Raw genomic sequence first — 18,342 nt, 5'->3', positions numbered from 1 at the left:
ATCAGGCTTCGTTGGGAGCGGCTTGCGAGATGGTGGCGCAGAAGTCGTTGACCGTTGCGACCCAGCCGAAGAATTTTTCGACGTTGTAGACGGTCGCCTGCTGGATAAAATCGGGGCCGAGATGATGGGTGGCATCCTCGAGCATCACGCCGAAATATTCGAGATGGAAGGCGTCGCGAAGCGAGCTCTCCACGCAGACATTCGTGGCGATGCCGACGAAGACGAGGTTGCGGATGCCGCGCGCGCGCAGCACGCTGTCCATATTGGTGTTGAAGAAACCGCTATAGCGGGTCTTCGGCACCAGGATGTCGCCGGGTTGGGGTTGCAGCTCGTCGACGATCGCGTAGTCCCAGGTTCCCTTGGCGAGAAGTTGGCCCTGCAGCTCCGGTCTCTGGCGCATGGTCTTCAGTGCGTTGGACTTGTGATAGTTCGGCGAGCCGGGGCCTCCGGCCTCCATATAGTCCTTGTCCCAGCCGTTCTGGAAATAGATGACCTGAACACCGGCGTCGCGCGCCGCGTCCAGCGTCTTCTTGATATTGGCGATCGTCCCCTTGGCCCCCGCGATATCGAAGCCGGCGAGATCGACATAGCCGCCTTCAGTCGAATAGGCGTTCTGCATGTCGACGACCACGACCGCCGTTTCACTGGGTTTCAGCGTAATCGGTTCGGGCCTGGCGGGGAGGGTGACGCTCTGTGAGCGTTCCTGAGGAGCCTGGTATCCGGCTGTGGTAACGGAGCTCATTCGGCAGCCTCCAGCATCGGCTTTATATGTTGACGGCACTTCATCAGCGGCTGGATCTTCGTGCCGAAATCCTCGACGCCCTTGACGAAGTCGTCGAAAGTCAGCAGCACACCGCCGGTTCCGGGAACGGTCGGGACTTCATCGAGCAGCTTGGCGACGGTCTCGTAGGAGCCGACCAGTGTTCCCATGTTGATGTTGACGGCCGAGACGGGGTCGGCCATCTGGCGGATATTGGTGTCCGAGCCGGACTTGGAATCTGCGGCACCCTGCACGCCGAGCCAGGCAATCGCTTCCTGATCGGCGCCGTCCTTGTAGCTCTCCCACTTGGCGCGGGCTGCCTCATCCGTCTCGTCGGCGATTACCATGAAGAGAACGAATGAAGAGACGTCGCGGCCGGTCTTGGCGGTTGCCACCTGAAGCCGCTCGGCTGCCGGTGCAAACGCCTTCGGCGTATTGACGCCGACGCCGAAGCAAAAATTGTAGTCGGCATATTGGGCCGAGAACTCCATGCCTGCGGTCGAGGAGCCTGCGCAAATCACCTTCATGTCGGCCTGGGGGCGTGGCGACAGGCGGCAGTCGTCCATCTGGAAGAACTCGCCCTTGAGATCGCTCTTGCCGGTTTCCCACAGATCCCGCAGCACGGTGGCATATTCGCCGAGATAGTCGTAGCGCTTGGCGAAATACTCGTCGCCTGGCCACATCCCCATCTGGGAGTATTCCGGGCGCTGCCAGCCGGTGACGAGGTTGAGACCGAAGCGGCCGTTGGAAATGCTATCGATGGTCGACGCCATGCGGGCGACGATAGCCGGCGGCATCACCAGCGTCGCGGCGGTGGCAAACAGCTTGATGCGCGTGGTGACGGCAGCCAAGCCGGACATCAGCGTGAAGGATTCGAGATTGTGATCCCAGAATTCCGTCTTTCCGCCGAAGCCGCGCAGCTTGATCATCGAGAGCACGAAGTCGAGGCCGTATTTTTCTGCCTTTAGTGTGATTTCCTTGTTCAGCTCGAAGCTGGGTTTGTACTGCGGCGCATTTTCCGACAGCAGCCAACCATTATTCCCGATCGGGATGAAGACACCGATTTCCATACTTGCTCTCCTCTTGAGGTCGCGAGCGGCCAAAGCCTGGTTCGATGTCTTGAAAGCAGTTTGCGTGCCAGATCGAAAAATCCAATTGAATCAATAGCATTTCATTTCGTGCATCGAAAATTATTTATCGTTTGGTCAAAAATTTATCGGACGGTAAATTTTTGACCAAAAAACGGCCGGTGCCGCACAAAAATGCAGCGCCGTCATATTTGACTGTGATGCAAACAGGGTGGCGGCCCATCGTAGGGTTATGTCCTTAGACTTACCCAGGCTGAGATGGGTTCGTTATCAGGGATGGGACCGTGGCGAACGACGAGATTGAATTCACCCCTGTTCACGGTCTCCGGCGAGGTGGGGCAGTGTCCCGGCCGCTGACGATGTCCAAAATCTCGGATGCGACATTGCGTAGATGGGTTACCATCGCCGCCCGCGCGCGCCGGCCGTCGCCCTTGGCGAAGGCGTCCAGGATGGCGACATGTTCGGCGGCATCCGCCGCCACGCGACCCGACGGACTGGTCAGTTCAAACAGGCGCGTGATGACGCGCAGCTGCTGGATCATTCGCACCAGTACGCCGTTGCCGAGCGCTTCCGGGAAAAGCATGTGAAGACGGTCGTCGGTCTCCCAGTGCTCGGCGGCCTGCGCTTCCAGTGCGCCAAGTCTCAGAATATCACTGCGCAGCGCCTCGATCGTTTCTGGTTTGATGCGGCCGATCGCGAGCTCCACGGCCTCGCCTTCGAGCAGCTCGCGAACCTTGAGCGCCTGGAAGAACTCCACCGGCTGTACCCGGCGCACCGCATAGGAGCGCGAGCCCTGCTTGATGAGAAGTCCCTCCGCTGCAAGCCGCAGGATGGCCTCGCGCATCGGGGTGCGGGAGACATCGAGCTGCTGGGCGAGCCGTCCTTCCACCACGAGGCTGCCGCCCGGCAGCTTGCGGGTCAGGATGAGACGGCTGAGCTCGTCATAGGCGCGCTCGCTAAGGCTTGCTTCACCGTTGATGGCGGACAAAAGGCTATCGTCGTTCATGCGTCAGGGCCTAGCAGTCCGGCAGTGGCAAGGGCAAGCCGCAGCCGAAGGATTTCGGAGGATGGCAGATCTGTGATGGGAGCGCGCGGACTGCCGTTGCGCCAATGCCCAAGCAGAACCATGCAGGCCTTCAAGCGCGCCGTGGCCCAACCGACGGGATGCGTGCCGTAAATAACATTTGCCAGCGGCTGAATGCGTTCGCTCAAGGCGCGTGCCCGTTCCAAATCTCCCCCTTGCACAGCGCGATCCAGCGCCACGATCTCTCCCGGCATGATCGCCGCCAGACTCACGAGACTACCTTCACTGCCGATCGCAAAACAAGAGAGCAGATGCTCGTCCCCGGATGCCATGATTTCAACGTGGGGCGCTGTGTTTTTGACGAGGCGGCGATTGCGATCATAGGCGTTGCTCTCCCAGCTCCCCTCCTTGATCCCCACGACTGTGGGCAACAGGACCAGCCTTGAGAGCACCTCCGGCCGGTAGGCAAGCGCGGAAGCGACGCCAGCCTGATAGAGCATCATCGGTGTATCGACGGCCTCGGCGATTGCGCGATGATGCGTCACGGCCATCTCGGCGTCCTGCGACAGCGCCCAGGAGAATGGCGGAAAGACGAGAATGGCATCAGCACCGGCATCGACAGCGTCTTCGGCATGGCAGACGGCTTCCGCTGTCGCCTCGCACAGGATCCCGCAGACGACGATATGGGTGCTGCCGATCGCTTTGACGGCGATTTCCGTGACCCGGCGGCGCTCCTCGCGGGTGAGCAAGATGTTCTCGCCCGCATGGCCGTTACAAAGAATGCCGACGATGCCGGGCTCGGCGGTCACGGTACGGAAGTGATCGGCGAGTACTTCCTCGTCGATCACGCCATCATCGCGAAATGGGGTGAGCGTGGCGACGTAGATGCCGCGGAAGGGGTGGTCTATGGCAGGTATCACGCTATTTCCTCCGGGTTCTTGATCAGCCGGGCGGGGTCGAAGAGCGGCATTTCGGGCTCACGCCCGAGAATCCGGTCGGCGAGGAGCCGTCCCATGTAAGGGGCACTGGTGTAACCGGAGTGGACGCCGCCGATCACATAGGCGTCGTCAAATCCGGACAGCGGTCCGATGATCGGCATGGCATCGGCGGTCTCGGATTCGAGGCCGAGCCAGATACGCAAGATGCGGGTGTCGCCGAGGGCTGGTATGGCATGACGGGCGAGCTGCACATTGCCGATAAGGTTTTCCGGGATCGTCTCGACGCCGCCGCGGATCGGATCGCCGATGCCCTGCCAGCCGCCGCCGATCAAGACGCTGCCGTTTTCGAACTGCTTGAGCGACAGGAGACCGTTGGCGATCCCGACCACGGTCTGCATCACCGGCCGCATGCGCTCGGTAACCGCGAGCTGGTTGATCAGGCATTTGATCGGGACGCTCAAACCGAGCCAGGCGAGCATCGTCTCAAGCCAGACGCCGCCGGCGAGAACCAGCCGCTTCGTCGTCGTTCTTCCGCCATCCTCATGCAGAATGGTGTAGTGGCCGCCATCCGGTTCTATCTCGCTGACGGATGCGTTTTCGAGAATGGTGACATTTGCCGCGACCAGTGCCTTTCGATAGGCGCGGCCCGTCATATAGGCGGTGACGTGACCATCGAGCTCGCAATAGGCGGCGGCAATGAGGGAAGGATTGAGACCCGGTTCTATCCGAAGAGCCTCGGCGGGTGTGATCAGCCGAATAGGCGCGCCCATGGCGGCACGCGCCTGCGCCCTTTTTTCCAGCATCTCTCGTTCCGCCGCCGTGAAGGCAAGGGACAGCCCCGGCGCCGAGCGGGCACCGACATCCATGCCGAGCCAGTTCGGCGCGTCAAGCCAGAGTTCGCGCCCCTTCATGGCGTAGGGGATCAGGGCGGCGCGGGTCATGTGGAGCGTCAGCGTGCCGGCATTGACGCCGGAGGCCTCGCGGCAAATTTCACCACGGTCGATCAACGCGACACGCATGCCGGAACGCGCGAGATGTAGGGCCGCTGTCGCCCCCATCGCGCCTGCGCCGACCACGGCGATATCGAATATTTGCGAGGGATTTTTTGACATCATAGCGGCGCGGGCGGTGGGAGATTCAGTTCGGAGTAATCGACCGGCTCGAGAAGCTGGGTGAGCGGAAGCGGACGAAACGGGGTCCGGCCGGTAAACATGCCCGACCTTGGATGTTCGCCTGTCGTTTGGGCGAGCAGGGCGCTCGCTATGTCGCCGCAGATGCGGCCCTGGCAAGGCCCCATGCCACAGCGCGTCCAGGCTTTGAGCTGGTTTGCACTGCGTGCGCCGTCCGCAAAGGCCAAGTCGATATCCCGGCGCGTCACGTCCTCGCAGCGGCAGACGACCGCGTCTTCGGCGATGCTTTTGATCTGTCCCGGTCTCAGAGCCATCAGCCCGGCCATGGCGCCGCCAAATCCGAGCGCTCGTTTGGCGCTTCGGCGAAGGGGTGCGGATTTCTCCTCATAGGCTTCGCCCGTCAGGGCTCCCAGGTCGCGGGCGGCCACAAGGCCGGCGAGACGACCGTTTAGCGCGGCTGCCGCCGCTCCGGCGATCCCGGTGCCGTCACCGACCGTATAAAGGCCAGCGATGCTGGTGCGAAAGTCGGCGTCGATCCGTGGAATCCAGCCGCCGCGAGCCTCGTCGAATGTATGCTCTGCCCGCAGCAGCCTGGTGACGTCGGTGGAGGCGACAAGACCGTTGCCGACGGCGACGGCATCGACGGTGAATATCCGCTCCTTACCCGCGATCGAACAACCACTCCGGTCGACAGGGCCGATCGTCACCTCAATTTCGTTCTCATCCCGCTTTACGGCGCGGCGGATGGCGTGGCGATAGAAAAAGGGAACGCGCGTGCCATGAAGGCGGGCCAGCCATCCGGCACCGCGAGCGGCAAGGTCGGGGCGGGTCAGGAATGCGGGGCTCTGCGCCAGCCATTCGCTGCGGGAGGAAAGATCGACGACACCGGCCACCGTACCGCCCGCCTTCAGAATTCCGGCGGCGACCGCCAGGAGAAGCGGGCCTTGCCCGGCGACCAGAGTGCTGCGGCCCGGCAGCATGCGTTGCGACTTGAGAAGTATCGTCGCACCGGCGAGGCCGATGATGCCGGGAAGCGTCCAGCCGGGAAACGGCACGACCCGCTCCTGCGCGCCGGTCGCGACAATGATCTTGCGGGCGCTCCACGACACCGGGCCCTCCTTTGCCAGAGCGTCCACTCGCAAGTCCGGCGAGACCGACCAGACGATATGACCGAAATGGGTGTCGACCGTGCTTTCCGCGAGCCGGCGACGCAACGCATCTCCTATGCGGCTTTCCGGGGTGGCTGGCAGGCCGGAAAAGGTATCGGGCGGCGCGCGATAGACCTGTCCGCCTGCAGAGGGGGCTTCGTCGGCCAGCACCACCCGCAGGCCGCAGCCGGCGGCGGACAAGGCAGCCTCTGTGCCGGCCGGGCCAGCTCCAATGACGAGCACATCGCAGGTCTCGCTCATGCGATTGTTCCTTTGCGCACGATAATGCCATTCGCACATTCCGTGCGGCAAGCCGGCCGGCGAATTCCGTCTATTTCCATCGTGCATTCCTGGCAGAGGCCCATCCAGCAGAATGCACCTCGTGGCGCACGCTCGTTCGGGCTTTCCCGCAGGGTTCGATAGCCGGCGGCAAGCAGTGCGGCCGCCACCGATTCTCCCGCATAGGCGTCAACGAGGTCGCCGTCAAAGGTGAAGCGCACAGGCGCCCCACGCTTCACATTCGGCTCTCGCAGACTGGGCCGTCTCAATTCGAAGGGTTGACTTTCGTCTGTCACGGTGTTTCTTTCGTCTACGAACGGTATACAATAGATACACCGTCGGGAACGCCAGTGCAACGGTTCGGATGCTGAAATATCTCCGGTCTGGCCACGGCAAAGCAAAAAAAGGGGATCAATATGAATAGTTTAAAGACGGTTTGTATGCTTGCCGGCGCGGCCTGCCTCGCTCTCACGGCGGTTGCCGCCGATGCGCATAGCCTGGATGAAATTCTTTCGGCCAAGAAGATCGTAGTGGGCATCAATCCGAACCTGCCGCCGCTCGGCCGCTTCAACGACAAGAACGAAATCGAGGGTTTCGACGTCGATGTCGCCAAGAAGCTCGGCGAGATGCTCGGAGTGGAGGTTTCGCTCGTGCAGGTCTCGTCGGCTGATCGCGTGCCGTTTCTGGCGACCGGCAAGGCCGATATCGTACTTGGCGCGCTGACCCGCACGGCCGACCGGGCGAAGGTGATCGATTTCTCCCTGCCGATCCAGACCGAAGCGATCAGCGCACTGGTTGCGAAGGACAAGCCTTACCAGACCATGGACGATCTGAACTCCACTGAGGTTCATCTGGTCGAAGTGCGCGGTACGACACCCGTCGATTTCGTGAAGGACCGCTTGCCGAAGGCGCAGGTGACGTTGTTCGACAATTATCCCGATGCCGTGCGCGCCTTCGAGCAGGGCCGGGGCGATGCCATCGTCGACGTTGTCGATTATCTCGGCGCCTATACCAAGAACTATAGCGCGGAGACGCGGGTGATCACGGATAAGTCGGCCTCGATCGACTATGATTGCATCGGCTTGGCGCAGGGCAATACGGCGCTGAAGTCGTGGGTCAATGTGGCCCTTTATCAGCTGCAGACAAACGGCTTCATGAAGCAGACCTACAAGCAGTGGTTCGGGATCGACATGGTCTATCCGGTCCCTGTCACGCCTTATTTCTGACCGGACGACACGGCTGATACGGAACGGGATCGGGTCATGCACTACGCTCTACATTACAGCCAGATCACATCCTATCTGCCTTATTTGATAGGGGGCGCTCTGCTTAGCCTTGAGCTGAGCGTCCTTGCCTTCGCGGGTGGCATTGTGATCGGTTTCGCGCTTGCCATCGCCCGCAACGAGGGTGGCCCGATCCTGTCGCGGCTGGTGCGGGCCTATGTTGTCTTCTTCACCAACACGCCGCAGCTCGTGCAGATCTACGTGATCTTCTTCGGCTTGCCGGATCTTGGCGTCGTGTTCTCGCCCTTCGCGGCCGTGCTGATCGGCATGACGTTGAATGCGGGAGCCTATTTGACGGAAATCCTTAGAGCCGGCCTCGCATCGGTGCACCGTGAGGAACTCGACGCGGCCGAGACGCTGGGCATGAACCGGCTTCAGAGCCTGCGCTATGTGATCGTGCCGCATGTCTTCCGCGTCTCCATGCCTCCGCTCAGCAACCAATATATCCTGATGACACTCGGCACATCGATGGCGGCCGTGTTCGGCGTCGAGGAGCTGACAGGCCGGGCGTTCAATGTGAACTCGACAACGTTTCGCTCGATCGAGATCTTCACGACGATCGCCGGGCTTTATGTCGTCATCACCTTCATGGCGACGATCCTGCTCGCGGTGGTCGGTCGCTACGTCTTCCGCGCAAGGGTCAGGGTGCTTTGATGTTGAAGGATATTATTGTTCAATTTCCCCAGGTCTTCACGAGCTACAACATCATCATGCTTGCCGAGGCTGCGTTGACGACGCTTTTTCTCTCGGCCGTCGGCTGCCTCGTCGGGGTCGTATTCGGAACGATCCTGTCCCTGGCCCGCCTGTCGCGTTCTCGGCTTCTCCTGCCTCTCAAGATCATCGCTTTGGTCTATGTCGAAGTGTTTCGGCGTGTGCCCTTCCTGGTGACATTGCTGGTGTTCTTCTTCGGCGCGCAGGTGCTTGGCTTTGATATTTCGCCGCTGGTCGTCACGCTGATCAGCACCTCGGTTATTTCCACTGCCTTCGTCGCCGAGATCATCCGCGCGGGGCTTGCCGCCGTGCGTCCCAGTCAGCTCGAAGCTGCCGAGGTCATGAATTTCTCACCCTGGCAGACCCTTTGTCTCGTTCGCTGGCCGCAAGCCTGGCCGCTGATCCTGCCGCCGGTGTTCGGCTATTTCGTCCTGTTCATCAAGGACACGGCGCTTGCCTCGCAGATCGGTGTCCTCGAACTCACCCAGGCGGGCAAGATCCTCAATACCAAGGGCTTTTCGGCTCTGCTCGTCTTCGCGACGATCCTTATTCTCTATTTTCTGATTTCCTACCCCCTGGCCCGGCTGGGGGCCTATCTGGAGAGCTATCTTGGCGCATCTCGACATTCGCGGTCTCACGGCCAGCTACGCTAATCTCACCGTCCTCGACGGCATAGACCTGACGGTGGAGCGCGGCGAGATCGTGAGCCTGATCGGCCCGTCAGGGTCCGGTAAGAGCACGCTGCTGCGGGTGATCACTGGTCTCCTCAAGCCGGACCGTGGCGAGATTGTTCTCGACGGTAGCAAGATCGACTATGCCGATCGCCGCTCGCTGAAGGCCGCGCGGGAAAAGCTCGCGATCGTGTTCCAGCAATATAATCTGTTCGGCAATATGACTGTGCTTGCCAACGTCACGGTCGCCCCGGCGAAGGTTCGAAAGCGCGATAGGAGCGAGGTGGAGGCTGACGCCCGGCGCCTGCTCGAGAAGGTGGGGCTTGGCGACAAGCTCAACGCCTATCCGGATGAGCTTTCGGGCGGCCAGCAACAGCGTGTGGCACTTGCGCGGGCGCTTTGCCTGAAGCCGGAAATCCTGCTGCTCGATGAAGTCACGTCTGCGCTTGATCCTGAGCGGGTGAGCGAAGTCCTCGATACTATCAAGCTCTTGGCCTCCGAGAACATCACCCTTCTGATCGTTTCCCATGAAATGAATTTCGTACGTGAGGTTTCCGATCGCGTTGTCTTCATGGCGAATGGCAAGATCCAGGAAATTGGTCCGCCGGAGCAGATATTCGACGCTCCTCGGGTGCAGCGCACCCGCGAGTTTACGAGTAGGATCGCTCGGGTGTCTCAGGCAGATCCTGTTACTATTTAATCCGACCCGATCGCCCATCTTCATGTCGCCTGATCACGGACCTCGCGTCGGCCCTTGACCCGAGGCCGATAAATTTACAGTGCCTTTCCGTCAGATGCGCGCCCGGATCTTTCATCTCGATAAGGGAATGCCATCTGCCTAAAGCTCCTCAAGGCTATCGTTCAAAGCTTCGATGCTTCGCAGGCGCCTTCGACCTGACACCTCCGCCTTTTCGACGCATCGCGTTATGAGCAGGTGGCAAAGCGCCATGACGGAGGCATGATTGAAGAGTGGCCCGGGCGCCAGTGTCTGGCAAAGAAAATGCCATTCGGCGCTTGTCAGAACGGGCGCACCTTCGTCGGTGATGTAAAGAAACCTGGCTTTCGACCGCAGGATTTGCTCGATCAGCAGATCCATCCGCGCTATCCGCCGCCGCAGGCCGAACAGCACGACGACATCGTCTTCCTGCACGCTGACCAAATGCTCGCCGAGGGTCTGCCCCGGACCGGGGATCGCCACGATATTCTCGATGACCTGCGTGAGTTGCCACTGGAGATAGGAGGCGAAGGGATGATTGGCGCGGAAGCCAACCACCCATACCTTGCGGGCGTTTAGCATTGCTTCTGCAACAGCGTCGATTTGCGTATCGTTGATTGCGAGAAATGTCGCGTCAATGTTGGCGATCGCTTGTGCGATGTGTGCTTTGATCGATTGCCTCGTGGAGGCATCTGTGGAGGTTGACAGAAACAGTCGCGATCCAGTCTGCTGCTCGGCGCGGGCGTGCCTGCGTGCCTCTTCGTAGTTTGCGTAACCCAGCCGCTGGACGAACCGCGAAACGGTCGCCTTCGAAACATGGGCAAGTGCCGCCAGTTCCTGCGCGGAATAGCTCGCAAGCTCGCCTGGAAAATCGCAGACAAAATCTCCAAGCCGCCGCTCGGCGGGGTGGAGCGCCGGAAGAGCCTGCCTGACACTGAACAGAAACGACGTTTCTTTGGGCACTCCCGTCTCCACCAGATTGCTCGCTGAGGGATTTTCGGTCGCGGCTACCCGATTTGCAATCGAAAAGGGCGCCGGCAACCGACGTCCGTGCGCGCTCCTCATGGAGAAAGGTTGCTGGTGGCAGACGTGGCTTTGATTTGGAGCAGCAGCAGCGCAACGGCCGCCGTGATCGGTGCAATCACCGGCCTGGAAAACCGGCGCCCCAGCTCAACGGCGGCCTGTCCCAATGGCCCACCACCGATGATGACAGCCTCGGCTCCGTCGAGGTCGAATGCCTGTTCGACCGCAAAGGCAAGTTCGGCCTGCAGCCGCTCCGGATTGGCCGCGAGCTTTTGCGGGTCGCCTTCGGTCAGGCGCGTCCCTGTGAAGAGCTGACCAAGTCCAAGGCCTTCCGCCTTGCGGGCAAAGCTGGCGACGAGATCGGGCGTGACCGTCGCGATGCCAAAACGACGTCGACGCGCGGACGCCTCAAGCATGCTGGCCTCGCAGATGCCGACAACGGGAACATCGATGAGTTCCCTTAGCTGCTCGATGCCGGGATCGCCGAAGGCGCTGACGATGATGCCGTCGCAAAACCGGGCCGCTGCGAGCCCCAACTCGACCACTCCGGCGGTGGAGGCCGCCAACTGCCTATCATCGAGGATCATTGGAACGCCGCTCGTCGCGGTCATGCCTTCGATGGTGACATCGGGCGGAAGGACGCTGCGGGCGATGTCGGTCATCATTGTTGTCGTCGTCTCAGACGTATTCGGGTTGATGAGGACGATGTGCTTCGTTGTATGTTGAGGATGCTGAACGAGCACGACGGTCTCCCTGGTTCGTAATTGTTTTTTTAGTGACGGATAGCTCGAAACTCACGCGTATTGAAGGCAGGCCACCTGTCCGGTTCCGCCTTGGCTGACGAGATCGGGCACACGGGATCGGCACGCGTCAGACACCTGTGGGCAGCGAGGCGCGAAGGCGCAGCCAGGTGGCATGTTTGCAAGATCGGGTGGCGAGCCCGGAATTGTCACCAGCCTGTCCCGGCCATGCGCCAGCTCGACGCGGGCTCCCAGCAAGCCACGGGTGTAGGGATGCTTCGGTTGGTTGATGATGTCGGAGACAGTGCCTTCCTCGACGACCCGCCCGGCATACATCACCGCAATCCTGTCGGCGACTTCCGCCGCGACGCCGATGTCATGCGTGACGAAGATCACCGACAGTCCATATTCCTCCTGAAGCTCCCGGATCAGGAGGAGGATCTGAATTTGCACCGTCGCGTCGAGGGCCGTCGTCGGCTCGTCGGCAAGCAGCACTTTCGGATTGCAGGAGAGCGCCATCGCGATCATCGAACGCTGCAGCATGCCGCCGGACATTTCGTGCGGATAATTCCTGAGGCGTCGTTCCGGCGAAGGGATACGAACCTTCTGAAACAGGGCAAGCGCCCGTGCCGAGGCTTCTTGACGCGACACATTTTCATGCCGCCTGATCGTCTCTTCGATCTGCTGACCGAGCGTATAGACGGGGTCGAGGGCAAGCCGCGGTTCCTGAAAGACCATCGAGACGATCGGCCCGCGCAAGCTGCCCAATTCCTTTTTCGAAAGAGCGGTCACATCGCGGCCGGCGACCGTCATCGAGCCTTCTATGGTCGTTCCAGGCGGATGCAGCCGCAGCAGGGAACGCATCGTCACGCTCTTGCCGGAGCCGGACTCGCCGAGCAGGGCCACGACTTCGCCCGGCCGAACGGAAAGGCTGACGCCGTTCACCGCCCTGACGGGCTTGCGTCCGCGATTGAAGGTCACCGAGAGGTTCCTGATATCGATCATTGGCTTGGCATCAGTCATCTTGCGTCTCCATCATGACGGGCGCACGGCTGTGACCGGATCCGGGCCGCGACATAAGACAGGCCGCGGCGTGATCCCCGGATACGATCGCAAGCGGCGGCATCTCCCGGCTGCAAATATCCTCGGCAAAGGCGCAACGCGTATGGAATCGACAGCCGGGAGGCGGATCGATTGGATTTGGCGGATCACCTGCAAGTGGAGCTTCCGAAGTGCGATCGGAGGGGTTGATCTTCGGCATGGAGGCAAGCAACGCCGCCGAATAGGGATGCCTCGTGCGGTCGAAAATCGCGTCGCGGCTACCGATCTCCGCTACCTTTCCGAGATACATGACCATAACGCGGTCACACATGAAGCGAACGACGTTGAGGTCATGCGAGATGAAGAGGTAGGTCAGGCCGAAATCCCGCTTGAGATCGAGCAGCAGGTTCAGCACCTGCGCCTCCACCGACTTGTCGAGTGCCGACACGGCTTCGTCGAGGATGACGAGACGCGGTTCCAGCGCCAGGGCGCGGGCAATGTTGACCCGTTGTCGCTGACCGCCGGAAAGCTCGTGTGGATAGCGTCCGGCAAAGCGGTTCGGCTCCAGGCCGACCCTGTGCAGCAGGTCGTGTGCCCGAGCCATGGCCTTTTCTGCAGGAACACCGTGAACCCGCGGGCCGAACGAGATCGACTCCTCCATCGTCAGGCGCGGGTTCAGCGAGGCATAACTGTCCTGGAAGACCATTTGCACCTGCCTGCGATAATCGCTCAACGACAGCGTACCGCCGACCGTTTCGCCATCGAACAGTACTTCGCCTTGATCCCGCTTGATCAATTGCATCAGCAACCGCGCCGTTGTCGACTTGCCGCAGCCGCTTTCGCCGACCACGCCAAGTGTCTCACCCTTCAGAATGTCGAAGTCGATCCCGTCAACGGCGCGGACCACCTTCTTTGGCTGGAACAACCCTCCGCCTTTGACGGGAAAATGTTTTAGGAGAGATCTGACTGAGACCAACGGCTGTGCCGGGCCGCCACGGTCGCGCGGATCTGTCGTGGACAGGGGGAGGGCATCCATCATGATTTCACATCCATTGCCGCACGCAGCCCATCCGAGAAAAGATTGAAGCAGATCGAGGTGATGAAGATCATCACGCCCGGCAGAGCCGCCACATAGGGGTTGACGTAGATTGCCGTGCGCAACGTATTCAACATCAGGCCCCACTCGGCATCCGGCGGTCTGACGCCGAGCCCCAGGAAGGAAAGGCCGGAAGCCAGGATCATCGATACCGAGATGAGGCTGGTCGCAAACACGAAGATCGGGCCAAGAACATTGCCCAGAATATGGACGGTTATGATCGTGCGGGCTTTTGCGCCTGAGGCGCGGGCAGCATCCACATAGTCGAGGTTTCGTACCTGAGTGGTCACACTCTCGGCGACGCGGGCGATTTGTGGAATGAACACTACCGTCAGCGACACGAGCGCATTGGTCAGGCCGGAGCCGAGTGCACCGGAGAGCGCGACGGCAAGCAGCACCGACGGAAACGCGTAGAAGACGTCGACCGTCCGCATGATGAGCGTATTGACGATGCCGCCCGCATAGCCTGCAATGATACCGATCGTGGATCCGATCACGAAGGCGATTGGTACAGGGATGACGCCCATCAACAGCGATAGTCTTGCGCCGTAAATCAGCCGGGAAAGCATGTCGCGGCCAAGTTCATCGGTCCCGAGTACATACCCCGGAGTGCCGATCGGCTTCAGACGGCGGATCACGCTCGCCTTTGTCGGATCGTATGGCGCCAGATAGGGAGCGAGGATTGCCGCCGCGATCAGCAGGATTACGACAAGGAGCGCCACGAGGGCAACCGGATCCCGACAGAGACGGCGGACGACGCCGTGCCAGAAACCGGGGAGCGGACGGTGCGCGAACCATCCGCGATGACGTCTGCTGTAACAGCCACCATGGGCTCAACTCCTCTGGATACGCGGATCGATCGCGCTCTGAAGCACGTCGACGACGAGGTTGACGAGAACGAAGAACATGGCGAGCACAAGGATGGTGCCCTGGAGCACGGGCAAGTCTCTGCTGAAGATCGCTCCGTTCAGGAGGAAACCTGTTCCCGGCCAGGAGAAGACCGTCTCGATCAGGATGGAACCGCCGAGCAGATAGCCAAGCTGCAGGCCCATGACCGATATTGCCGTCGGTGCGGCATTGCGAACGACGTGGCGCAGGATCTGCCGCGTCATCAGCCCCTTGGCGGCAAGGGCCTGTGTGAAATCCTGTGCGAGAATATCCGCGACCAGCGAACGGATCGTCCGGGCGATGATTCCCATCGGGATGACGGACATGGTGATGGCGGGAAGGATGAGATAGCGGAGATACTCCCAGTTGACCGCTCTTCCATCCGATCCGCCGGGGCCACCGCCCATCGCGGGAAGCCAGCCGAGCCTTACCGAAAAGATGATGACAAGCACCATGCCGAGCCAGTAGTGCGGCACGCTGACGCCGAGCATCGAGATCGCCGAAGCGATGCGGTCGATCCATTTGCCGCGGAAGACACCTGCCAGGAAGCCGAGGCCCGCACCGAGCGTGAAGCCGATCAGCGTTGCAGCGACAGCGAGGATGATCGAATTGAGCGAAGCCGAGGCAATTTCGCCGAGGACCGGTCGTCCGCTGGCGATAGAGATGCCGAGATCGCCATGCAGCACCCGCCAACTCCACAATGCGTACTGGACCGGCAGCGGCCGATCGAGGCCGTAGAAGCTTCGCATCTCGGCCTGGAGTTCGGCCGATGCATCGGAGGGCAGGATGGCCGCAAGCGGGTCGCCCGGCGCAATATGGATCAGCATAAAACAGACGATGCTAACGCCGATCGCCACCGGTATGACGTGCAGAAGCCGTTTCAAACCATAAGCCAGCATGAGATCCTCGCTTGGGAAGAGTAAGTTCGCGCTTCAATGGAGGTGCACCGGCAAGCCGGCGCACCCGTTTCGGGGATCAGGGATCCAGCGTGATCTGCGAGAAGTCCTGGAACCAGTTTTGAGCCTGCACGAAGCCCTTGACCTTGGTGCTCATCGCGCGTGGGTTGACGTCGTGCGTGACCATCAGGAACAGCGCTTCATTGACGTATTTCTCATGCACCTGCTGGAGAACCTTGTCCTGTTCGACGGGATCGAAGGTGTTGCGCACCTTTTCGAAGAGCGCATCCATTTCCGGATCGCAATAATAACCCCAGTTCGTACCTGCCGGCGGTGCGAGATTGCACTGCAGATGTCGGATGAGGCCGGTAAAGGGATCCTGGATGAAATAGGAGTAGTTGATGGCCGTTGCGCCCTTGGCACTCGGATCCTTCGCTCCCGCGCGCCAGATATTGATGACCGTGTTCCAGTCGGCCACCTCATATTCGATATCGATACCGATCTCGGCAAGCGTCTGCTGGATATACTCGTTCATCGCCAGCGGCAGCATCTGGCCGGAGCCGGACGAGGAAATGATGACCTTGGTCTTGATGCGCTTGTCGGGACCGTATCCGGCTTCCGCCATTAGCTTCTTCGCTTCCTCGACATTGTAGCTGAGCTTGAAGGTCGGGTTGCCGAACCACTGGTGGCCGGGCGGCATGAACCCCTGGGCCGGGATCGAGAGGCCGCCGAGAAGCTCGTTCAGACCGTCGCGATCAACGGCGAGGTTTGCGGCCTTGCGAACGCGAATATCGTTCCAGGGTGAACCTTCGACACGGGAGAAATGCCATGTCCAGTTATGCGGATAGGAGTTTGTCACGATCGTGAAGCCGGCCTCCTTGAGAGAAGCGACGGAGTCCGGCGCTGGCGCCTCGATCCAGTCGACCTGGCCGGATCGCAGAGCGGCGACGCGGGTGTTCGGTTCGGGCAGCGGAATGAGGATCAGCTTGTCGAGTTTCGGCACGCGCGCCGGATCCCAGTAGTTCTTGTTTGGCGTCAGTTCAGCGCGCTCGCGAGGCGTGAAGCCGCTTTCCAGCTTCCATGGCCCGGTCCCGGACGGCTTCTGCGCAACTGCGTCCCAGTTCTTGCCCTGCGTTTCCCAGTTTGCGGGAGAGGACATCAGGATCCAGCTCAATTGATAAGGCAGCGTTGCATCTGGTGTCTTGGTGGTGATCTCGACCGTCAGCGGATCGATTGCCTTGTAGCTGGCCACGGCCGGAATGCGCGACTTGCCCTGGGCCGCCTGGCGCTTGTCGAATTGGGGAGCATCCTGCTTCAGAAGCTTGTCGAGGTTCCAGATGACAGCATCTGCGGTGAACGCGCTGCCGTCATGAAACTTGACGCCGTCGCGAAGCTTGAAAGTCCATTTCGTCTTGTCGTTGGCATCGACTGCCCAGGAGACGGCGAGCCCCGGAACGAGGGCGGACGGCTTTACGGCACTTGTAAGATCCCATTCGACGAGCGAGTCATAGACCGTGTAACCCATGAAGCGCTGACCTTCGCCGCCCTGGTCCGTCTGTCCGGTGGTCAGCGGAATATCGGAAGCGGTCATGCCGATCCGCAGCGTTCCCGCGGCAAAGGCCGTTCCCACGCCTGCGGCGGCCAGTGCGATGGCAGTCGCTCCGACCATGATGGATTTGCGGAATTTGCGAAGAATGGATCCTCTCTGTGATAGAAGACCTAATGCCTGGTTCATGCCGTCCCTCATCTGTTTCTTGTTGCCACCGGGCAGGACCCAGTCACGGGATGAGAAGCAGTTTTCATGCCGACTTAAATGAAATTGAAGTTCCATGTTTAAAAACAATATTTTGATTGAATTTTTTGATTTCCGGGCTGGTGAGCGCCGAATTTATTGTTGCTTAAAAGGCGAGCGGCACTTAAGGCAAATGCATAATCCCGCGCCGCGAGACCGCACCCATGACCGATAGAAATTACTATTCGAAACTCGGCGGATTGCCGCCACAGACCGAACTGCTTTCAAGCAAGGCTGTTTTTACGACGGCCTATGCGGTTATTCCACGAAGCGTTATGACCGACATCGTAACGAGCGTGCTTCCGCATTGGTCGGGAACGAGAGCCTGGATTCTATCCCGGCCGCTCACCGGTTTCTCGGAAACGTTCTCGCAATACGTGATGGAGGTCCTGCCAGGCGGCGGAAGCGACCGGCCTGAACCTGACAAGCGTGCGGAAGCAGCGATCTTCGTCGTCGAGGGCGAGATGGCAATCGAATTTGCGGGAAGCCAGTATGCGTTAAAAGCAGGATCCTTTGCCTTTATCCCGGCTGGAGCCGCGTGGAAGCTGAGCAACCCGGGAACTGCGCCAGTCAGATTCCATTGGGTCAGGAAGGCGTTCCAGCCAGTCGAGGGATTGGAAGCTCCGCCCGCTATTTTCACGCATGAGGACGAACATGCCATTTCGTCGATGCCGGACACGGATGGCCGCTGGGGAACGACCCGCTTCATCGATCCGTCCGACGTCCGCTACGACATGCATCTCAATATCGTCTCCCTTGAGCCGGGCGCGACGATCCCCTTCATGGAGACGCATGTCATGGAGCATGGTCTATACGTGCTCGAAGGCAAGGCGGTCTATCGGCTGAATCAGGACTGGGTGGAAGTGGAAGCGGGCGACTTCATGTGGTTGCGCGCCTTCTGCCCGCAAGCCTGCTACGCCGGCGGTCCGGGCCGTTTCCGCTACCTGCTTTACAAAGACGTTAACCGGCACCCCGGGCTTTGGTAGTCGGCTAAACCGGACATAAAGCCTGACGGTATGGGCAATCACTTTGGCGGGAAACGGCGGAGGTGGTCCAGCGGACCACCCGCGATGCGGGTCATGCCTCTTGCGACCCCAATCGTCCTTCCCGGCCCGTTAA

Annotated in this window: 18 protein-coding genes and 1 pseudogene; 5 read left to right on the top strand and 14 right to left on the bottom strand. The window is 60.6% G+C overall.

The window, feature by feature from the left end; genetic code table 11:
• Position 1: 1 nt before the first annotated feature.
• The 7 genes from rutB to HB780_RS12045 form a co-directional block, all read right to left on the bottom strand.
• Positions 2–742 (bottom strand): pyrimidine utilization protein B, encoded by a 741-nt coding sequence (gene rutB, locus HB780_RS12075; protein ID WP_183688017.1) that lies wholly within the window; start codon positions 740–742, stop codon positions 2–4.
• Positions 739–1,830: a pyrimidine utilization protein A gene (gene rutA / locus HB780_RS12070; protein WP_183688015.1), complete on the bottom strand. Its 1,092-nt coding sequence runs from the start codon at positions 1,828–1,830 to the stop codon at positions 739–741. The genes rutB and rutA overlap by 4 nt, the downstream gene beginning before the upstream one ends.
• Positions 1,831–2,164: 334 nt before the next feature.
• Entirely contained in the window at positions 2,165–2,854 is a 690-nt protein-coding gene (locus HB780_RS12065) for a GntR family transcriptional regulator (RefSeq protein ID WP_183688013.1), read from the bottom strand.
• Positions 2,851–3,792, bottom strand: coding sequence for a dihydrodipicolinate synthase family protein (locus HB780_RS12060; RefSeq protein WP_183688011.1), 942 nt, complete (start codon positions 3,790–3,792; stop codon positions 2,851–2,853). Before HB780_RS12060 ends, HB780_RS12065 begins: the two co-directional genes overlap by 4 nt.
• Positions 3,789–4,925 carry an NAD(P)/FAD-dependent oxidoreductase gene (locus HB780_RS12055; protein ID WP_183688009.1) on the bottom strand — a complete coding sequence of 379 codons (1,137 nt, stop codon included), beginning with the start codon at positions 4,923–4,925 and terminating at the stop codon, positions 3,789–3,791. The genes HB780_RS12060 and HB780_RS12055 overlap by 4 nt, the downstream gene beginning before the upstream one ends.
• Complete coding sequence (locus HB780_RS12050) at positions 4,922–6,349, bottom strand: FAD/NAD(P)-dependent oxidoreductase (RefSeq protein ID WP_183688007.1); 1,428 nt, start codon at positions 6,347–6,349, stop codon at positions 4,922–4,924. The genes HB780_RS12055 and HB780_RS12050 overlap by 4 nt, the downstream gene beginning before the upstream one ends.
• A complete protein-coding gene (locus tag HB780_RS12045) occupies positions 6,346–6,663 on the bottom strand; it encodes a (2Fe-2S)-binding protein (RefSeq protein WP_286202931.1) in 318 nt (105 codons plus the stop codon). The genes HB780_RS12050 and HB780_RS12045 overlap by 4 nt, the downstream gene beginning before the upstream one ends.
• Positions 6,664–6,783: 120 nt before the next feature.
• Here HB780_RS12045 and HB780_RS12040 point away from each other — a divergent pair, with 120 nt between their 5' ends.
• The 4 genes from HB780_RS12040 to HB780_RS12025 are packed head-to-tail and all read left to right on the top strand — an operon-like array spanning position 6,784 to position 9,732.
• A complete protein-coding gene (locus HB780_RS12040; RefSeq protein WP_183688004.1) occupies positions 6,784–7,593 on the top strand; it encodes a transporter substrate-binding domain-containing protein in 810 nt (269 codons plus the stop codon).
• A gap of 36 nt (positions 7,594–7,629) precedes the next feature.
• A complete protein-coding gene (locus HB780_RS12035) occupies positions 7,630–8,304 on the top strand; it encodes an amino acid ABC transporter permease (RefSeq protein ID WP_183688002.1) in 675 nt (224 codons plus the stop codon).
• Positions 8,304–9,014 carry an amino acid ABC transporter permease gene (locus HB780_RS12030; protein ID WP_183688000.1) on the top strand — a complete coding sequence of 237 codons (711 nt, stop codon included), beginning with the start codon at positions 8,304–8,306 and terminating at the stop codon, positions 9,012–9,014. Before HB780_RS12035 ends, HB780_RS12030 begins: the two co-directional genes overlap by 1 nt.
• Positions 8,971–9,732 carry an amino acid ABC transporter ATP-binding protein gene (locus HB780_RS12025; RefSeq protein WP_183687998.1) on the top strand — a complete coding sequence of 254 codons (762 nt, stop codon included), beginning with the start codon at positions 8,971–8,973 and terminating at the stop codon, positions 9,730–9,732. The genes HB780_RS12030 and HB780_RS12025 overlap by 44 nt, the downstream gene beginning before the upstream one ends.
• A 138-nt stretch (positions 9,733–9,870) precedes the next feature.
• Here the strand turns inward: HB780_RS12025 and HB780_RS12020 are convergent, their stop codons facing one another.
• From HB780_RS12020 to HB780_RS11990, 7 genes and pseudogenes are all read right to left on the bottom strand, one after another.
• Complete coding sequence (locus tag HB780_RS12020) at positions 9,871–10,710, bottom strand: MurR/RpiR family transcriptional regulator (RefSeq protein ID WP_183687996.1); 840 nt, start codon at positions 10,708–10,710, stop codon at positions 9,871–9,873.
• A gap of 98 nt (positions 10,711–10,808) precedes the next feature.
• On the bottom strand, positions 10,809–11,513 hold the full coding sequence (locus HB780_RS12015; protein ID WP_183687994.1) for an aspartate/glutamate racemase family protein: 705 nt from the start codon (positions 11,511–11,513) through the stop codon (positions 10,809–10,811).
• Between the two features lie 51 nt (positions 11,514–11,564).
• A complete protein-coding gene (locus tag HB780_RS12010) occupies positions 11,565–12,533 on the bottom strand; it encodes an ABC transporter ATP-binding protein (RefSeq protein ID WP_183687992.1) in 969 nt (322 codons plus the stop codon).
• Positions 12,526–13,590: an ABC transporter ATP-binding protein gene (locus tag HB780_RS12005; RefSeq protein ID WP_183687991.1), complete on the bottom strand. Its 1,065-nt coding sequence runs from the start codon at positions 13,588–13,590 to the stop codon at positions 12,526–12,528. The genes HB780_RS12010 and HB780_RS12005 overlap by 8 nt, the downstream gene beginning before the upstream one ends.
• A pseudogene (locus HB780_RS12000) lies at positions 13,587–14,476 on the bottom strand (ABC transporter permease). Before HB780_RS12000 ends, HB780_RS12005 begins: the two are co-directional and overlap by 4 nt.
• Before the next feature lie 4 nt (positions 14,477–14,480).
• On the bottom strand, positions 14,481–15,434 hold the full coding sequence (locus HB780_RS11995) for an ABC transporter permease (protein ID WP_183687989.1): 954 nt from the start codon (positions 15,432–15,434) through the stop codon (positions 14,481–14,483).
• Positions 15,435–15,510: 76 nt separating this feature from the next.
• The gene (locus HB780_RS11990) at positions 15,511–17,100 is read right to left on the bottom strand and encodes an ABC transporter substrate-binding protein (protein WP_286202928.1); all 1,590 of its coding nucleotides are present in this window, start codon (positions 17,098–17,100) and stop codon (positions 15,511–15,513) included.
• 287 nt (positions 17,101–17,387) lie between these two features.
• Here HB780_RS11990 and HB780_RS11985 point away from each other — a divergent pair, with 287 nt between their 5' ends.
• On the top strand, positions 17,388–18,209 hold the full coding sequence (locus tag HB780_RS11985; RefSeq protein ID WP_183687985.1) for a bifunctional allantoicase/(S)-ureidoglycine aminohydrolase: 822 nt from the start codon (positions 17,388–17,390) through the stop codon (positions 18,207–18,209).
• Positions 18,210–18,342: the final 133 nt, after the last annotated feature.

The organism is Rhizobium lusitanum (genome assembly GCF_014189535.1).
Lineage (GTDB): Bacteria > Pseudomonadota > Alphaproteobacteria > Rhizobiales > Rhizobiaceae > Rhizobium > Rhizobium lusitanum_C.
This window is presented reverse-complemented; position numbering and strand designations above follow the sequence as displayed.

Bases quoted from the DNA above. Each gene is read 5' to 3' on its own strand.
- rutB (WP_183688017.1), bottom strand. From the start codon at position 742: ATGAGCTCCGTTACCACAGCCGGATACCAGGCTCCTCAGGAACGCTCA.
- rutA (WP_183688015.1), bottom strand. From the start codon at position 1,830: ATGGAAATCGGTGTCTTCATCCCGATCGGGAATAATGGTTGGCTGCTG.
- HB780_RS12065 (WP_183688013.1), bottom strand. From the start codon at position 2,854: ATGAACGACGATAGCCTTTTGTCCGCCATCAACGGTGAAGCAAGCCTT.
- HB780_RS12055 (WP_183688009.1), bottom strand. From the start codon at position 4,925: ATGATGTCAAAAAATCCCTCGCAAATATTCGATATCGCCGTGGTCGGC.
- HB780_RS12050 (WP_183688007.1), bottom strand. From the start codon at position 6,349: ATGAGCGAGACCTGCGATGTGCTCGTCATTGGAGCTGGCCCGGCCGGC.
- HB780_RS12040 (WP_183688004.1), top strand. From the start codon at position 6,784: ATGAATAGTTTAAAGACGGTTTGTATGCTTGCCGGCGCGGCCTGCCTC.
- HB780_RS12035 (WP_183688002.1), top strand. From the start codon at position 7,630: ATGCACTACGCTCTACATTACAGCCAGATCACATCCTATCTGCCTTAT.
- HB780_RS12030 (WP_183688000.1), top strand. From the start codon at position 8,304: ATGTTGAAGGATATTATTGTTCAATTTCCCCAGGTCTTCACGAGCTAC.
- HB780_RS12010 (WP_183687992.1), bottom strand. From the start codon at position 12,533: ATGACTGATGCCAAGCCAATGATCGATATCAGGAACCTCTCGGTGACC.
- HB780_RS12005 (WP_183687991.1), bottom strand. From the start codon at position 13,590: ATGATGGATGCCCTCCCCCTGTCCACGACAGATCCGCGCGACCGTGGC.
- HB780_RS11995 (WP_183687989.1), bottom strand. From the start codon at position 15,434: ATGCTGGCTTATGGTTTGAAACGGCTTCTGCACGTCATACCGGTGGCG.
- HB780_RS11990 (WP_286202928.1), bottom strand. From the start codon at position 17,100: ATGGTCGGAGCGACTGCCATCGCACTGGCCGCCGCAGGCGTGGGAACG.
- HB780_RS11985 (WP_183687985.1), top strand. From the start codon at position 17,388: ATGACCGATAGAAATTACTATTCGAAACTCGGCGGATTGCCGCCACAG.